11 protein-coding genes and 2 pseudogenes are annotated in these 15,672 nt (G+C 60.5%); 8 read left to right on the forward strand and 5 right to left on the reverse strand.

What is annotated here, in order from left to right:
- Positions 1-61 precede the first annotated feature (61 nt).
- The 3 genes from ACVJGD_RS01080 to ACVJGD_RS01090 all read right to left on the reverse strand — a co-directional run bounded on the left by ACVJGD_RS01080 (position 62) and on the right by ACVJGD_RS01090 (position 3,643).
- On the reverse strand, positions 62-802 hold the full coding sequence (locus ACVJGD_RS01080) for an N-formylglutamate amidohydrolase (RefSeq protein ID WP_456632649.1): 741 nt from the start codon (positions 800-802) through the stop codon (positions 62-64).
- A 1,313-nt stretch (positions 803-2,115) separates the two neighbouring features.
- A complete protein-coding gene (locus tag ACVJGD_RS01085; protein WP_456632775.1) occupies positions 2,116-2,892 on the reverse strand; it encodes a reverse transcriptase domain-containing protein in 777 nt (258 codons plus the stop codon).
- Positions 2,879-3,643 carry a reverse transcriptase domain-containing protein gene (locus ACVJGD_RS01090; RefSeq protein WP_456632540.1) on the reverse strand — a complete coding sequence of 255 codons (765 nt, stop codon included), beginning with the start codon at positions 3,641-3,643 and terminating at the stop codon, positions 2,879-2,881. Before ACVJGD_RS01090 ends, ACVJGD_RS01085 begins: the two co-directional genes overlap by 14 nt.
- Before the next feature lie 380 nt (positions 3,644-4,023).
- Between ACVJGD_RS01090 and ACVJGD_RS01095 the strand changes: the two genes are divergently transcribed.
- From ACVJGD_RS01095 to ACVJGD_RS01125, 7 genes and pseudogenes are all read left to right on the forward strand, one after another.
- The gene (locus ACVJGD_RS01095) at positions 4,024-5,088 is read left to right on the forward strand and encodes an IS630 family transposase (protein WP_456632650.1); all 1,065 of its coding nucleotides are present in this window, start codon (positions 4,024-4,026) and stop codon (positions 5,086-5,088) included.
- A gap of 74 nt (positions 5,089-5,162) precedes the next feature.
- Positions 5,163-5,580 (forward strand): annotated as a pseudogene (locus tag ACVJGD_RS01100) (transposase); the annotation flags it as partial.
- A 97-nt stretch (positions 5,581-5,677) separates the two neighbouring features.
- Positions 5,678-6,617 (forward strand): IS630 family transposase gene (locus ACVJGD_RS01105; protein ID WP_456632651.1). Its coding sequence is split into 2 segments (ribosomal slippage): positions 5,678-6,024 and positions 6,023-6,617, totalling 942 coding nucleotides; the frame shifts between segments, so codons are not numbered across the junction.
- A 12-nt stretch (positions 6,618-6,629) separates the two neighbouring features.
- Positions 6,630-7,550 (forward strand): annotated as a pseudogene (locus tag ACVJGD_RS01110) (IS701 family transposase); the annotation flags it as partial.
- A 393-nt stretch (positions 7,551-7,943) separates the two neighbouring features.
- The gene (locus ACVJGD_RS01115; RefSeq protein ID WP_456632652.1) at positions 7,944-10,043 is read left to right on the forward strand and encodes a DNA/RNA non-specific endonuclease; all 2,100 of its coding nucleotides are present in this window, start codon (positions 7,944-7,946) and stop codon (positions 10,041-10,043) included.
- A gap of 55 nt (positions 10,044-10,098) precedes the next feature.
- A complete protein-coding gene (locus ACVJGD_RS01120) occupies positions 10,099-11,037 on the forward strand; it encodes a S1/P1 nuclease (RefSeq protein WP_456632653.1) in 939 nt (312 codons plus the stop codon).
- 20 nt (positions 11,038-11,057) lie between these two features.
- A complete protein-coding gene (locus tag ACVJGD_RS01125; protein ID WP_456632654.1) occupies positions 11,058-12,164 on the forward strand; it encodes a hypothetical protein in 1,107 nt (368 codons plus the stop codon).
- A 340-nt stretch (positions 12,165-12,504) separates the two neighbouring features.
- Here ACVJGD_RS01125 and groL read toward each other — a convergent pair whose 3' ends face one another.
- Together groL and groES are read right to left on the reverse strand one after the other, a co-directional pair.
- A complete protein-coding gene (groL, locus tag ACVJGD_RS01130; RefSeq protein WP_456632655.1) occupies positions 12,505-14,145 on the reverse strand; it encodes a chaperonin GroEL in 1,641 nt (546 codons plus the stop codon).
- Between the two features lie 101 nt (positions 14,146-14,246).
- Positions 14,247-14,561 carry a co-chaperone GroES gene (groES, locus tag ACVJGD_RS01135; RefSeq protein ID WP_456632656.1) on the reverse strand — a complete coding sequence of 105 codons (315 nt, stop codon included), beginning with the start codon at positions 14,559-14,561 and terminating at the stop codon, positions 14,247-14,249.
- 500 nt (positions 14,562-15,061) lie between these two features.
- On the opposite strand from groES, the gene ACVJGD_RS01140 reads away from it, so the two are divergent.
- On the forward strand, positions 15,062-15,463 hold the full coding sequence (locus ACVJGD_RS01140) for a hypothetical protein (RefSeq protein ID WP_456632657.1): 402 nt from the start codon (positions 15,062-15,064) through the stop codon (positions 15,461-15,463).
- Positions 15,464-15,672: the final 209 nt, after the last annotated feature.

Raw genomic sequence — 15,672 nt, forward strand, 5'->3', positions numbered from 1 at the left:
TTAATCAACACAAACATGATGTGCTCAATTAGCTCCCAACACGGTCTCTCAGGACGCATGATTACGTGTCGCGCCAAAGGTCGACAATTTCTCGAAAAACTTCGCGAAGCCGTGGCTTTAGCTTCGCAAGCCGCATCGGATCGAGTTGCGGTCGGATCGGTTTGTCGATGTGAGTGCAATCCAGATACGTTGTGTAGCGCAGTTCGATCTGTATCGCCTCGGTTGACGAGTTGTGGTGTCTCCGGATCAAGTAGCCGCCCGAGAAAGGCTCGTTGCAGACCGTGCGGAAGCCTTGTCGCTTGAAAGCCTTGCTTGCCAAAGTGGTCGTCTCTTGCCGACACGACGTGCTCCGCAGGTTACCGATGCAGACATCGTCCGCGATCGGTCCAAAGAACGCGTGCAAGTCAAGGAGCAGAACCCGCTCATGCGCTATCAACATGCGGTCAATAAGATTGGACAGCTCTTCATGGTAAGGTGAATGATACTTCACCAGTCGTTGTCGAAGACTCTGTTCGTCCGGGGGCTTTCGATAAATGGGCGTCCCATCAAACATCGAGTCGGAAATCACCGCCTCGTTGAAGGAGCCAAACAGTAATCCGTCGGGATTTCGGTTTAGGTCTGTGACATACCGACTGTGTGTCGCCGCGATCGTCGTCACGCCCAGTTCAGGCAGAAAATCGTAGACCAGCGGGAGATGCCAGTCGGTGTTTCTCAGCCAATTCAGATGAAGTGGGGTGAACGCATCGGCAATTGATAGCGGAACGAAGGTGCCGCTGTGTGGCATGCTGGCAATGATAGGCACAGAATTTTCGGGACAAGGTCGTTCTATTCGATAGAGTTGCTGGCACTCTTTTCTCGGACCAGTTGATTGATCATTCATGGATAGCGCACCTGGATAATCGTCAAACCTGCGCGCCCTGAGACGTCTATTCCGCCCGAGCGATTCGAGTTTTGATGTTGACGTGTTTTTGATGTGGATGCGAGCCAAGCCAGCTCCGAAAGCCAGTGCGGGCGAATCGTGGTCTCCGTTTTCTATGTTGTCGCTCTGAGCCGGGCGGAGACAACCGTGCGCAGGGCCGTCCACGGCGAACTCCGCGCATTCGCCTGCTGATGTAACGAGCTGCGGGGTCCGATAGCAACCGGTCTACTCGTGATACGACCCCGACGCAACTCTTGGAATATATCCCAATCGACCTTCCAAGGCGGCCAACGTTAGGCGAGCTGACTCCAATTTTGCAGTCGCCGCGACCATGGCGGCCGATGTTTTGTCCACCTGCGAAATCGCAGCCGAGCCAATCTGGAGTAGGCTGTCCTTGAGATGCGGCGACGCTTCATCTCGCATGGCACGACTTAAATCCACCAGCGTGCTCGTCAGCGCTCGATGCGTGCAAGCTTCCTCTCGTTCGAGAGTTTCCAGCCTTGCGAGCGCCTCGCGATAGTATCGTATCGCTTCGACGACCTGCTTTCGAGATCTGTGTTGTCGCTCACGTGCTCTTCTCCTCGCAAATCTTTGAGCAATTGTGCCAGCTTGAACGAGCAAAAGTTGGGCGGCTCGTAGATAGTGCGAGCGAGGCCGTGATGAAATCATCCGTCTGGAAATTGGGCGGAGACTTATGTATCCACCATTTGGAAAACGGTAAGAGTCCGACTACCTGTCTGTCCTCCGTCTATCAGGGGCGTGCCACAAGCTCCTCGGGGAAGGCGTTGATCGTGGCGCTTGTTGGACATGCCACAAGGACTTGTCTTCGCCTTGGCGAGAGTCCCTCAACGTTCCCTTTGATCCTTCCCTCAAGACCCGATCCTGTTTTCGCCCACCTTGAGACTTGCCCCGTGATGCTCCTACCGAGTTCCGATTAAGGGCGACCTACGCCAGCCCAACTTCGCTTCTCGAGTCTTCAGCTCGCTGGTCTCGGACATTCCCGATCGCGGGCAGCAGTTCTTTTCTCAAGCTTGCGATGGACAGTTCGATTTCGGCCACGGTCGCACCTGGAAATGTCATGAAGGAATTGCGACGGGTTGGCGTCCCGAAACGGATGGGACGTCTCTCTAACAAGGAGCGATTACAAGCGCCCCTAGTACCCACTTTTCTTGGAACGTTCGCGGTAGGGACGCTCATTACTGAGCGCCCCCCGCACAACACCGTACGTGCGGCTTTCCCGCATACGGCGTCCACCTTGGGTGAGTGACGGCAAATCGCTGATTGGGCCAGGGGTGAAGGATCCGAGGTTGTGGGAGGTAGTCGTCAGCAAGCTTCAGTATCCGCTCCCCGCTCGTGTGGTCCTTCTGACCGCGTCGCCGTAGCGTTCGCAGCCAAAGGTCCCTGATATGGGAGCGGAACCTCAGCAGAGCTCGAAAATTTGTCGGCACTGCATGGTAGGCAAAGAAGCCCGTGGTGACCTGCTTGAGCCACTTCCCCTGTTCGGGGATCGGCCTGTGCATACGCCGTCGCAATTCTCCTTTGACCTCCTTGAGTTTCGCCTTCATGCGATCGCGTTGGGTCTTCCGATGGATCAGGAATGTTCCTCGGCGCGACTTGCCGCAGATCAGCGTGAAGCCCAAGAAGCTGAAGGTCTCCGGTTTGCCAAGCCCGCGCTGCTTTCGCTTGGTCGCCGCATGGCGGCCAAACTCAATCAGTCGGGTCTTGTCCGGATGCAGCGACAGCGAGAACTCCTGCAACCGCTCGCGCATGGCTTCCCAGAAGCGGCGGGCGTCACTCTCATGCTCAAAGCCCACGACCAGATCGTCGGCATATCGCACTATGATCATGTCGCCCGTGGCCTCGCGCCGTCGCCAGCGCTCGGCCCAGAGATCGAAGGTGTAGTGTAGGTAGACGTTAGCGAGGAGCGGTGAGATCACCGAACCCTGCCCAGTTCCCCTATCACTGACAGTCACCCTCTTCAAGGACGCCCGCCTTGAGCCATTTCTGAATCAGACGGATCATCCGCGAGTCCTTGATCCGATGCTCCACGAAACGGACCAGCCATTCCCAGCTGACCGAATCGAAAAAGCTTCGGATGTCGGCATCGAATATCCAGTTCACCTTTGTGCTGCCGATTCCGACAATGAGCGCATCCAGCGCATCATGCGTGCCGCGCCCAGGCCGAAACCCATACGAGAAGCCGAGGAAATCTTCCTCATAGATCGCGTTCAGCACTGCGAGCGCTGCTCGTTGGACGACTTTGTCCTCCAGAGCGGCGACCGCGAGGGGGCGCTGCCGCCCGTCCGGCTTAGGTATGTATACTCGCCGCGACGGCAGTGCCCGATACGCTCCCCGATGGAGCCGAGCATGTAAGTCCTCGAGATTGCGCTCGAAGGCTGTCTCGTACTCCTGCCACGTCAACCCGTCCACTCCAGGTGCGGCATTCTGCTTAAGTTCGTAGAACGCCTCTTCGAGCAGCTCGACCCTGATGTGGTGGAAGAGCGAGGTGAACTTCTCCTTCTTCCTTTCCCTTGCGACTCGTCGTATGCGGTCCAGCGCATTTGACACACTTTCCCGGTCCTGTGCCCGGCGTGCGTTTTGCTGGTCCGCATTCCCCTTGGTCCCCGCCCTTGGCTCTACCGGCTCCGCAGCCGGTCGCCCGGCCTTGTTCGTCGGCTTCACAGCTACTATGACGGGGGCAGACTTCCCACGTTCGTGCATCATCGACTACGGCTCCTCGCCTTCCCGATGCGGGCCGAGGTGGCTACGCCGCCCCGGTCAAACGCGGGATCTCCCAGGTTCCGTTGCGATCCTTTTGTGCGTGATGTGGCCTTCGACCCCGGCAGGGCGACAGCACCTCGCATAGCGGTGCCGCACATGTTGCCTTCGACCGACTCAACAGCCTCGACCCCTGCGTTGTTATCAGTTTCGTGGCTCAATCCCACACCCCACACAATTGCTGTGTACGCTTCGTACCCGCCGTCGCCGACGGCCACGCAACACTCACTACCGGGCGGCCTGCTACGGCCTTACCCGGACCGGTCTTGCACCGGCTGGATCGCACCAGCTTCTCCTGGCGCACTGAGTCGTGATTCAAGGTCGGGATGATACCCGAAGCAAGAGAAGTCCGCCTTTCGAGGAAAGATCGCAAGGTGCTTGAAGCCTGTTGTCGTTCACCGATGACGTTGCAGCGCGATTTGAAGCGGGCGCGGATCGTTCTGTTGGCGGCGGCCGGGCGCAGCACCCGGTCGATCGCCAAAGAAGTTGGGGTCCAGCCGCGGATTGTCAGCCTTTGGCGGCATCGCTATGCCGACCAAGGTCTTGAAGGTCTGCAAGACAGGCCGCGACCCGGCAAGCAGCCGATCTATACGGAGACGACCGACAAGCGGATTCTGAAACTGCTGGATAAGCCGCCCCCGCAAGGGTTTGCGCGCTGGACCGGCCCTCTGTTGGCCGAGGCGCTAGGCGATGTCGACGTGCAATATGTCTGGCGGTTCCTGCGCAGCCACAAGATTGACCTCGCGGCTCGCAAGTCCTGGTGCGAGAGCAACGACCCGGACTTTACGGCCAAAGCCGCCGATGTCGTTGGCCTCTACGTCGCCCCGCCAGCGAAGGCCATTGTGCTGTGCGTGGACGAGAAGCCCTCGATCCAGGCCTTGGAGCGAGCGCAGGGCTATCTGAGGTTGCCCAATGGCCGCGCCTTGACCGGCCAGAGCCACGATTACAAGCGGCATGGCACCACAACATTGTTTACGGCGCTCGAAGTCGCCACCGGAAAGATCATCGCTACGCATTCAAAACGCCGTCGCCGGGTCGAGTTTCTCGATTTCATGAACAGCCTCACCGCGGCCTTTCCGGGCCGAAAGCTTCACGTCATCCTTGACAACCTCAACACCCACAAGAAGAACGAGGACTGGCTCAAGGCCCATCCCAACGTGCAATTCCATTTCACGCCGACAAGTGCGTCCTGGCTCAACCAGGTCGAGGTATGGTTCTCGATCTTGCAGGGGCAGTCGCTCAGCGGCACCTCCTTCACAAGCCTTAAGCAGCTTCAGGACCACATCGATGCCTACGTCAACGCGTACAACGACAAAGCTGAACCTTTCGTCTGGACCAAGAAAAAGGTCCGTCAACGCCGTTTCAAAGGTCGCCGTATCACTCAGCTCTGATTCCGGGTACTAGCACTACTTAGGCACATTTTTAGCGGCGACGAGTTTTTTGGGATTCCCAAGAGAGGGTTTGCGTGATTCATGAGGGGTCGGCTTATGGAGGGCCGATCTATGGACATGGACTGGCAAGCCGATCTCGATCGCTGGCTTGCGCCGTTTGTCGCGGCGCTAAGGCACAAGACGCGGGCCCGGATGTGCCCTCTCTACGTCGCGGGTTTGATTGGTCCAGGAGACCGCAAGAGCGTTCAACCGATGGCGGCACGCGCCAGCGGGGTGGGTTACGATCAGCTCCATCATTTTGTCGCTGCCGGAGTTTGGGACAGTGCTCCACTCGAGGCTGCCCTGCTGAAGGAGGCAGACAGATTGGTTGGCGATGATGCGGGTTTTCTTGTCATCGATGATACGGCGTTGCCCAAGAAGGGACGTCACTCAATTGGCGTCGCGCCACAATATGCCTCGTCGCTCGGAAAGACTGCCAACTGTCAATCGCTAAAGCAGTTTCCGCCCGATCTGAATCTGAGGGATTCCCAAACGGTTAGCGATGATGGAGACTGTGTGCATTGATTCTCCTTGCCGGTGGGGGCGGGCGGTGCCGAAGGCCTATTCTTGTGACCTGCGGGAGCGCGTTATCGAGGCCGTGGCTGCGGGCGCGTCGCGGCGCGAGGCGGCCGAACGCTTCGAGGTGAGTGTAGCATCGGCGGTCAAGTGGGTGCAGCGCTGGCGGAACGATAACAGTGCCGCTGCGAAGCCGCGTGGCGGAAGCGTTTCGCCGCTCGAAGAGTTCGCAACCGAGATTCTGGCTGTGGTTGCTGAGCATCCAGACCTGACCCTGGTGGAGACGCTTGCAGAGCTGCGCAAGCGGAGAATTCGAACCAGCCGCAGCGCGCTCTGGCGCTTTCTCGACCGTCACAACATCACCTTTAAAAAAAAGCCTGCAGGCTACTGAACGGCAGCGAGAGGACGTTGCGCGAGCTCGCCGACGTTGGATACGAGAGCAAGGTTTTCTTGATCCCGCCCGGCTCGTTTTTATCGACGAGACTGCGGTCAGCACAAATCTGGCGCGGCTCCGGGGGCGTGCGCCAAGGGGTGTCAGGGTGATCGGCGCCGTTCCGCTGGGGTCATGGGAGACCATCACTTTCGTGGCGGCCTTGCGCCACAATAAAATGACTGCCCCGATGGTGATCGAGGGAGCTATGACCGGAGAAATGTTCCTCGCCTATGTTGAGCAGTGCTTGGTTCCAACCCTCCGGCGCAACGACATCGTCGTGATGGACAACTGCCGAGTTCACATGGCGCCTGCCGTTAGGCACGCGATTGAGAGGGCAAAGGCGAGCCTGCGGTATCTCCCGAAATACTCGCCTGATCTTAATCCGATCGAGCTGCCCTACAGCAAATTTAAGGCATACTTGCGTAAGGTCGCGGCACGAACAGTTCCGCATCTCACGCGCGCGATCCGTTCGTTCATCCCACAACTAAGCCCACGCGAATGCACCAACTATTTCGCTCACGCAGGCTATGCTTCTAAATGACAGGAATCCGCTTTAGTCTCGCTAACATTGGCGTCGGGGGAGGTGCCGGTGATGGTGGGCCTGAGGCTGTTCCTGCCCGAGAGCTGGACAGATGATCCTAAGCGCATGGCGCGGGCCGGTGTGCCGAAGGATAGACAGACTGCTCTGACAAAGCCGGAGATTGCGATCAAGGAGATCGACCGCGTCATCGCCTCTGGTGCGCGTTTCGGCTGTGTGCTTGCCGATTCAGGGTACGGCTCCAGCGGGCCTTTCCGTCAGGCTTTGAGCGAGCGCGGTCTGCTGTGGGCGGTGGGTCTGTCGCGGCGCCAGAACGTCTATCCCGCCGACGTTGCCCTGATCTTCCCCATCGCGAAGACCGGAAAGCCTCGCAAATACCACATCCCTGATCAGCCACCGGTCTCTGCTGAAGCGTTGTTGGCCGAAGGCAAATGGCAAAGGGTCAGCTGGCGGCGGGGCACCAAAGGTCGGCTCACATGTCTCTTCACGGCCCGCCGTGTCCGCGTTGCGGATGGCCATAAGCGCCGGATGATCAATAACCGTATGCAGTGCATGCCTGGCGACGAGGTCTGGCTCGTCGGCGAGCGCCGGTCGACCGGGGAGCAAAAATACTATGTGTCGAACCTGCCGGCCGATGCCACCATCAAGACGCTTGCTGCCACGATCAAGGCCAGGTGGGTCTGTGAACAGGCTCACCAGCAGCTCAAGGAGGAGCTGGGGCTCGACCACTTCGAAGGTAGATCCTGGACGGGATTACATCGACATGCGTTGATGACGATGATCGCTTACGCCTTCCTCCAATCCCGCCGCCTCAAAGCAGCGGGACGGAAAAAAAAGAATCTCAGGACCGCCACCACAACCAAGCATGCCGGCCATCAGGCAAGCGATCCTCGACCTCTTCACACGACCTCCACCCCGACGATGTCCTCACTGTGACCTGCTCCTTGCAAATATCGCGAAGACTAAAGTGCCAAAGTAGTGCTAGATCGATCGTCAACGAGCCGCGTTGGTTTCTTCGTTGTTGTCAGGCGAACTTGACCGCGCGCGCGATATATGTAGGATCAGCAATTAAAGATTGCATGCATTTTTTGATCGGAATTTATTGCGGGGCAGACATGTCGCGACATTTGGAGAGCCCGGCGCTTTCACGAAGCGCGATTTGGGCGAATACGCGACAAACTTTCAGCGCGATGTCCAGTGGACCGCCGGATGGAGCACGCCTATGGCGGCATTTTGTGACGTTGCTATGACGGCGGGACGTTCGGACATGAGCAGCGCGGCGGCATTCAGAGGTCGGCTCGACGCGCTTTCGATCAGGGCGGGCTAATCATGGAAATCGATCGGGCGCGGTTTCGGAGCGTCGTCGAGCAGACGCTCGAAGATCGCGATCGTGTGCGCAAGCTCGTGGAAAGCAAGCAGTGGCGCCAGGCCGAGCCGGACCGGACGCGCATGGCGATGTTCAGCTTGCGGGCCGCGCGACAGACCATGCCGCGCGGCGCCGAGGCCGTGCAGGGTCCCGACGACATGCAGGCGTCGTGGTTCCTGCCGGGTGGCGCGACGGCACGGCGGGCGATCGCGTTCGTCGAAGCGACGGCTGGAGGCAAATGGACGGCCGGCTCCGGCTTTCTGATAAGCCCCACGCTCTTCATGACGAACCAGCACGTGATCCAGGACGAAGCCGCTGCGCTTTCGGCCCAAATCACGTTCGATCGGGAAATGGGCGAGGACGGCTCGATGCGGCCCACCACCGTCTTCCGTTTGGCGCCCGACCGTTTCGCCCTGTTCTCGCAGCAGGAGGAATTGGACTACGCGATCGTGGCTCTCGGGCAGAAGGTCGCCGGCGATAGCGACCCGCGAGATTTTGGATTGTGCTTCCTGTCCGATCGGCCTGACAAGCACGTGATCGGCATGAACATGAATATCGTGCAGCACCCGAACGGTCTGCCGAAGATGATCGCGATCCGGAACAATATCCTGCAGTACCGGACGGAGCGCACGCTTCTATACGAGACCGACACCGACCACGGTTCGTCGGGAGCGGCAGTCTTCAACGATGCGTGGGAGCTCGTGGCGCTTCATCACTTCGGGGAGCCGTTCCTCGAACGTAAGGACGAAAATGGCAATGCCATTCCTACGAACGTCAACGAAGGCGTGCGGATCAGCGCCATCTACCGGCATCTTTCGGACCGGCTCGCGACCCTCGACGGGGATCATCGCGACCTGTTGCGGGCCGCGCTCGAACTGTCGAAGACGGCTCTCGTTCAAACGGGCGGCAAGCGACTCTCGCCGCCGCATCCCTCCGCGGATGCACAAGAGAGTCTGGTGATCGGGGAGGAGGGCGTCATGGCCAGCGAAGCCGGCGGAAACGAGATCAAGGTGACGATTCCGATCGAAGTGAGCGTTCGGGTGGGCGGAAGCTACGTGGCCGCCGCTCCCGTCGCGCCCGCACCCGCGCCCCAGAAGACGCTCACGCGCGCGGCGGAAAAAATCTCGGTCGACCATGACTATTCGAATCGCGACGGCTACGACCCGCGATTCGTGCACGGCGTGACGTTTCCGCTGCCCACGCCGGTCGGCAAGCTTGCGAAGCAGGTGGCTCCCTTGCGGGCCGGCGAACAGAACGCCGAAGCCGGCGAACTGAAGTACGAGCACTTCAGCATCAAGATGAACAAGGCCAAGAAGATGGCTCTCTTCACGGCCACCAACATCGATGGCAAGAGCTTCCTGAACGTCGACCGCTCCACAGGGGAGGTCACCGACGGCGCCGAAGGAGAGACCTGGTACGGCGATCCCCGTATCAGCGCGAGCTTTTTCATCGACCAGACCTTCTATTCGGGCTGGTCCAATCTCTTCGATCGGGGCCATCTGACCCGACGCATGGACCCGGACTGGGGAAGCAAGGAGGACGCCGAACGCGCGAATGCGGATACCTATCATTTCACCAACTGCACTCCGCAACATTTCCGCTTCAACGAGAGCACGAAATTCTGGCAGGGCGCCGAGCAATACGTCCTCGAAAATGGAGCCATCTCGGAAGAAGCCGCCAACCGCATCTGCGTCTTCCAGGGACCGATCTTCGACGACAAGGTCGATCTTTGGGCGGACGACATCCAGATTCCGTCCTCGTTCTTCAAGGTGATAGCCTGGAAGGGCAAGAACGGCGTGAAATCCGTCGGCCTCGTCGTCGATCAGCGTCAACTGCTGTCCGAACAGCGCAAGGGCGGAATCCCGCCGAAGCCGCCGGCCTTCGTCGACGTCTCGCAGTGGCGCGTCGCGATCACCGAGATCGAACGCCGCACGGGCCTCGACTTCGGCGATCAGGTCAGATCGGCCGACACGTTCGAGACCAAGGATCAGCCTGTCGTAGGCGAGGCGCGGCCGGCGATTCCGGTGAAATCCGAGTCCGATCTTCTGCCTCGGAACCTGTGACGATCGCGATCAGGGGCCGACATTTAATCCATTGGGCGATCGCGGAGAAACGCGCATGAAGAAAGCCGCTTTGATGGCGCTGTCCTGCCTCGTCGCGCTCGTGCCTGGCCCGGCGTCGGCGTGGTGGGACGAAGGCCATATGCAGATCGCCTATCTGGCCTACAAGCGGCTGGATCCCACGATCAAGGACAAGATCGACGGCCTGCTCAGGCTCAATCCCGACTATCAGGTCTGGACGTGCGGTGCGCAGGACGAAGCTTTGCGAAGGACCTATGCCGTCGTCCACGCGGCGACCTGGGCCGATGACATCAAGACGAAGAGCGACTACCGGGAGGATCACGTCAGCGACACGACTGCCGGGCAGAACGTAGCTTACGACAAGCTCAAGCACAGCTATTGGCACTACGAGGACATATTGTTCGCGCCCGACGGCACGACCCTGCCCGCTCCGGATCCGGTCGATGCCGCGAAGATGGCGAAGATCATGATTGCTGCGCTGCCCGCAGCCTCCGGCGCCTCCGATCAACTCCGTTCCTACGACCTCGTCTGGTTGCTGCACCTCGTCGGGGATCTCCATCAACCGCTTCACGCGATTGCCCGCTATACCGCCGAGCTTCCGCACGGCGACCGCGGCGGCAACGCCGAGATGGTCGTTCCAGCCACCGGCGAGACGATCGCGCTGCACGCCTATTGGGATCGCCTCTTCGGCGGATATTCTTCCGCTTTCGGGGCTATTTTCGACGCCGACGATCGGGGTGGTCTCGGATCCGTCGCGATCGACCCCGACGCGGAGAAGGTGCTCGATCCCGATCGATGGGCACAGGAGAGTTTCGAGGCGGCGAAGAGCTTCGCATACGCTCAGCCGGTCGGGCCCGGACCGGCCGCGGTCCAACTCACGCGCGACTACGAGACGAACGCGCGCAACGTCGCCCGCACCCGCGCAGCCCTTGCCGCGGCAAGGCTCGCGAGAGTGCTGGACAAGGCGCTTCACTAGACCTCGAAGGGAGAACCTGGATGCTGCCGACGATGCTTCAGAGGTTGTACGCGGCCTCCGACCTCCTCGATGGATTCAATCCGTTCGACGAATTGGGCTTCACGCTCACCCGCGACTTCGAGGTGTTCCGGCAGTTCGTGTCCGACGGAGGACCCGTGCCGTCCGCCCTGGAGACGCGACTGTCGCAGGCGCGGCACGATGCGACGATCGCCGATGCCCTCAAGAGGTTTCTGAAGGACGTTGGGCGGCCGCTTGTGGGGTTCATGGGCGGCCACGCCGCCAAGCGCAATTCGCCGGCGTTCGCCGACATCGCCAAGCTCGCCTGGAGCGTGGCGCAGGACGGGTACCTCATCGTGACCGGAGGCGGTCCCGGCGTGATGGAGGCTGCGCACGTGGGAGTGGCCTTCAGCAGAAACGGAATGGACGATCTCGAAAGAGCCTTGGCGAAGCTTGCGGCGACCACGGATTATGGCGATCTGGACGATCTCTTCGAGAACGACGGCAGCCTCAAGAAATCGAAGCGGAAGGACGTGATGGCCGCCCGCGACTGGCTCGCGGCTGCACTCGACGTGCGTTCGGCCGCGCCGTCGACGCTGCCTCTCAGCCTGGCCATTCCGACCTGGCTGTACGGTGCTGAGCCAACGATGCCGTTCGCGACGCACTACGCCAAATATTATCAGAATAGTCTTCGCGAGGAGGCGCTCGTCAACAACTCACGGGCTGGGATCATCTACGGCCGAGGCGGCGGCGGAACGCTGCGCGAGATTTTCCAGGACGTGGAAAGGAACTACTACGCCAAGGACGCCGAAAATTTCACCCCAATGATATTCTTCGACAGGGGCGGCTACTGGCTGCGCTCCGCGGTCTACGAGAGCGGCAAGGTTACAAGCTACGGCTTGAAACTCGACGAAACCGTCCCCGAGATACTCAAGTTCGGGATCTGCAGCCGATTGAGTCCCGACGAAGCCGCATTGCGGCAATTTCTCGATAAAATGACTTTCACGGATGATGTATCTGTCATCAAGGATGTCTTGGCCAAGCATTCGGGCGTTGCGAAGCGGAATATGTCTTTCGCGCTCGCCGGCGAGTCGTTCAGGATACCTACGCTGCGCATGAACCGGGCCTAAACGAAATGGGCGCCCGCTGCGCCCAGTCTTCCCCGGACGTTCCGCAGGTATCGCCGATGCTGTCCAGAACTCCCGCAACCGCGATGATGGCGGCATGAGGCGGGGCACCGCCGGCGGATTTTGGCGTACGATATCGAACGCGCGCGGTCTAACGATCTAAAATGTGTGTGAAGCGAGCCCAACGATCTTTCCTTGCGGGATCGTCGACTGGCCGACTTTTCAACGCCAATACGGATCGCGCGGTAGAATAATCTGACGAGGTCAAAAGTTGCCAGAGCGCACAAAAACCCCGGCATCGCTGCCGGGGTTTCGCATTTTGTCGTTTGCCTGAACGGCTGGATCAGAAGTCCATGCCGCCCATGCCGCCGCCCGGGGGCATGGCGGGGCCGGCAGCGGCCTTCTTCGGCAGCTCGGCGACCATGGCCTCTGTGGTGATCAGCAGCGCCGCCACGGAGGAGGCGTTCTGGATCGCGGTACGGACCACCTTGGTCGGGTCGATGATGCCCTTGGTGACGAGGTTGCCGTACTCGCCGGTCTGCGAGTCGAAACCGTAGGCGTATTGATCCTTCTCGAGGATCTTGCCGACGATGACCGAGCCGTCTTCACCGGCGTTGATCGCGATCTGGCGAGCGGGCGCGGAGAGCGCCTTGCGCACGATCTCGACGCCGGTCTTCTGGTCGTCGTTCTTGGTGCGCAGGCCCTTGAGCGCTTCGGTGGCGCGGAGCAGGGCGACGCCGCCGCCCGGAACGATGCCTTCCTCGACAGCCGCACGGGTCGCGTGCATCGCGTCATCAACACGATCCTTGCGCTCCTTCACCTCGACTTCGGTCGCGCCGCCGACGCGGATCACCGCGACGCCGCCCGCGAGCTTGGCAAGACGCTCCTGGAGCTTCTCACGGTCGTAGTCCGAGGTGGTCTCCTCGATCTGCGCCTTGATCTGGGCCACGCGCGCCTCGATGTCGGCCTTCTTGCCGGCGCCGTTGACGATCGTGGTGTTCTCCTTGTCGATCATCACCTTCTTGGCGCGACCGAGCATGTTGAGCGTGACGTTCTCGAGCTTGATGCCGAGATCTTCCGAGATCGCCTGGCCGCCGGTCAGGATCGCGATGTCCTGCAGCATGGCCTTGCGGCGGTCACCGAAACCCGGAGCCTTGACGGCCGCGACCTTCAGGCCGCCGCGCAGACGGTTCACAACCAGGGTCGCGAGCGCTTCGCCCTCGATGTCCTCGGCGACGATGACCAGCGGCTTGCCGGTCTGCACCACGGCCTCGAGCAGCGGCAGCAGTTCGTTCAGCGAGGAGAGCTTCTTCTCGTTGATGAGGATGTAGGCGTCGTCCATCTCAACGCGCATCTTGTCGGCGTTGGTGACGAAGTAGGGCGAGATGTAGCCGCGGTCGAACTGCATGCCCTCGACCACGTCGAGCTCGGTCTCCAGCGACTTGGCTTCCTCGACGGTGATCACCCCCTCGTTGCCGACCTTCTTCATGGCATCCGAGAGGAACTTGCCGATCTCGGCGTCGCCGTTGGCCGAGATGGTACCGACCTGGGCGATCTCCTCGTTCGAGGTGACCTTCTTGGAGTTCTTCTGGAGGTCCGCAACGACAGCCTCGACCGCGAGGTCGATACCGCGCTTCAGGTCCATCGGGTTCATCCCGGCGGCAACCGCCTTGGCGCCTTCACGGACGATGGCGGCGGCGAGAACGGTCGCGGTGGTGGTGCCGTCGCCGGCCGCGTCAGCGGACTTGGAGGCGACTTCGCGCACCATCTGCGCGCCCATGTTCTCGAACTTGTCATCGAGCTCGATCTCCTTGGCGACGGTGACGCCGTCCTTGGTGATGCGGGGCGCGCCGAACGACTTGTCGAGGACGACGTTGCGGCCCTTCGGACCGAGCGTCACCTTCACGGCGTTGGAGAGAATGTCGACACCGCGCAGCATGCGATCGCGGGCGTCGACGCCGAACTTGACTTCTTTGGCTGACATATTGGTTTCCCTGAGTGCTTGGATTTTGCTTCACGGCTTGTCTCACCCTTGACGAGGCGCCCGGCAGGCGCTCCTCAGGGGTGAGCGGTGCGAGCGTTGGATTAGGCGGCCTTCTTCTTGGAAGCGGGGACGTCGAGCACGCCCATGATGTCGCTTTCCTTCATGATCAACAGGTCCTGACCGTCGATCTTGACCTCGGTGCCGGACCACTTGCCGAACAACACGCGGTCGCCGACCTGGACGTCGATCGGGATCAGCTTGCCGCTCTCGTCGCGGCCGCCCGGGCCAACGGCGATCACTTCGCCCTGGGAGGGCTTTTCCTTCGCCGTATCGGGAATGATGATGCCGCCAGCGGTCTTCTCTTCTGCGTCGATGCGCTTGACCACGACGCGGTCGTGAAGCGGACGGAATTTCATGCATTTCTCCTAAGTATTTGTATTAGTGACGGATTTCATGAGTGTTAGCAGTCAAGGCCCGTGAGTGCTAGTACGGGCGCGCTCCTGAAATAGGACCGCTTTCTTACGGAGCAAGGGTTTGTGATAGAAAAATTGGCACCCCCCGCCGGCTGATCCGACAATAGCCGATAGCTCACGATCCCCTCTTCGATGTGGGGGCCGCATTCCTTCGGCGAATGATCATACCGACCGGCAGCTGCAAACAGGAGGCGTCTCGATCAGCATGTCGGGGCACGACCCGGTAACCGCCACCGTGGCTTCCCTGAGATTCAGACGACGGTATCTCACAGGTCTATGATCGCGCCTGGAACGATAATACGCCCCGCACAGCGTGTCCCGGCGAAGTCGAAAAGAGCCAGGCGGCGGCGCCGCCAGTGGGCGAATGGTCACCGGCGTAGCCCAATTTAGCTCTCCCAATTCAGCTCGCGTTCTGACAATTTCGGTCTGATCGGAGGTTCGCAATGCCAAACAGAATTCCGCTCGACCCCAAACTGCCGAAGACCTTCGACGCGACGGCGAACGACGCACGAAGCAAGGCACAGCTCGATCAATGGTGGGATCGTCCGTATGGCGTCACGTTGCCGGATGGTCGCATCGAGGTGCGGTGCCTGAATGGCGGGGCGTGGGACCGTTCGACCCATCTTGGCATCGCCGATGATTACGATGCGGCCTGCGCGCTGGCCGAGGCAAAGCAAGCGGAGTGGCTCAAGTTCCGGGAGCGCCCCTGCGTCCAGTTCGACGCAGATCAGGTCTTGGTGGTCCGGCAGGCCCAGCGGCCGGACGAGGCGCCGCAGCAACTGGCGACGTTCGCTACGGCCGACGCGGCAACTGACTACTTGCGCGTCAATTTTCCGGATGCGTAGCCCGACGTTCGGACATCCGCATGGGAGCGGGATGTCGCTCTCGACCTGGCTCTGTTCGGCTCGGCTCGGGACGTCCATCGTCTTGGAATCGATCTCGCAGCGGTAGGAGTATTTGGGCGAGCCCCTCCGGGGGACGGCTCTACTCGCGCCGCCGGAAACGGCACTCCCGGAGTCCGCAAACATTCTCCGCGCATTCGCGTGACGATCCT

This window comes from Bradyrhizobium sp. USDA 10063 (assembly GCF_054063735.1).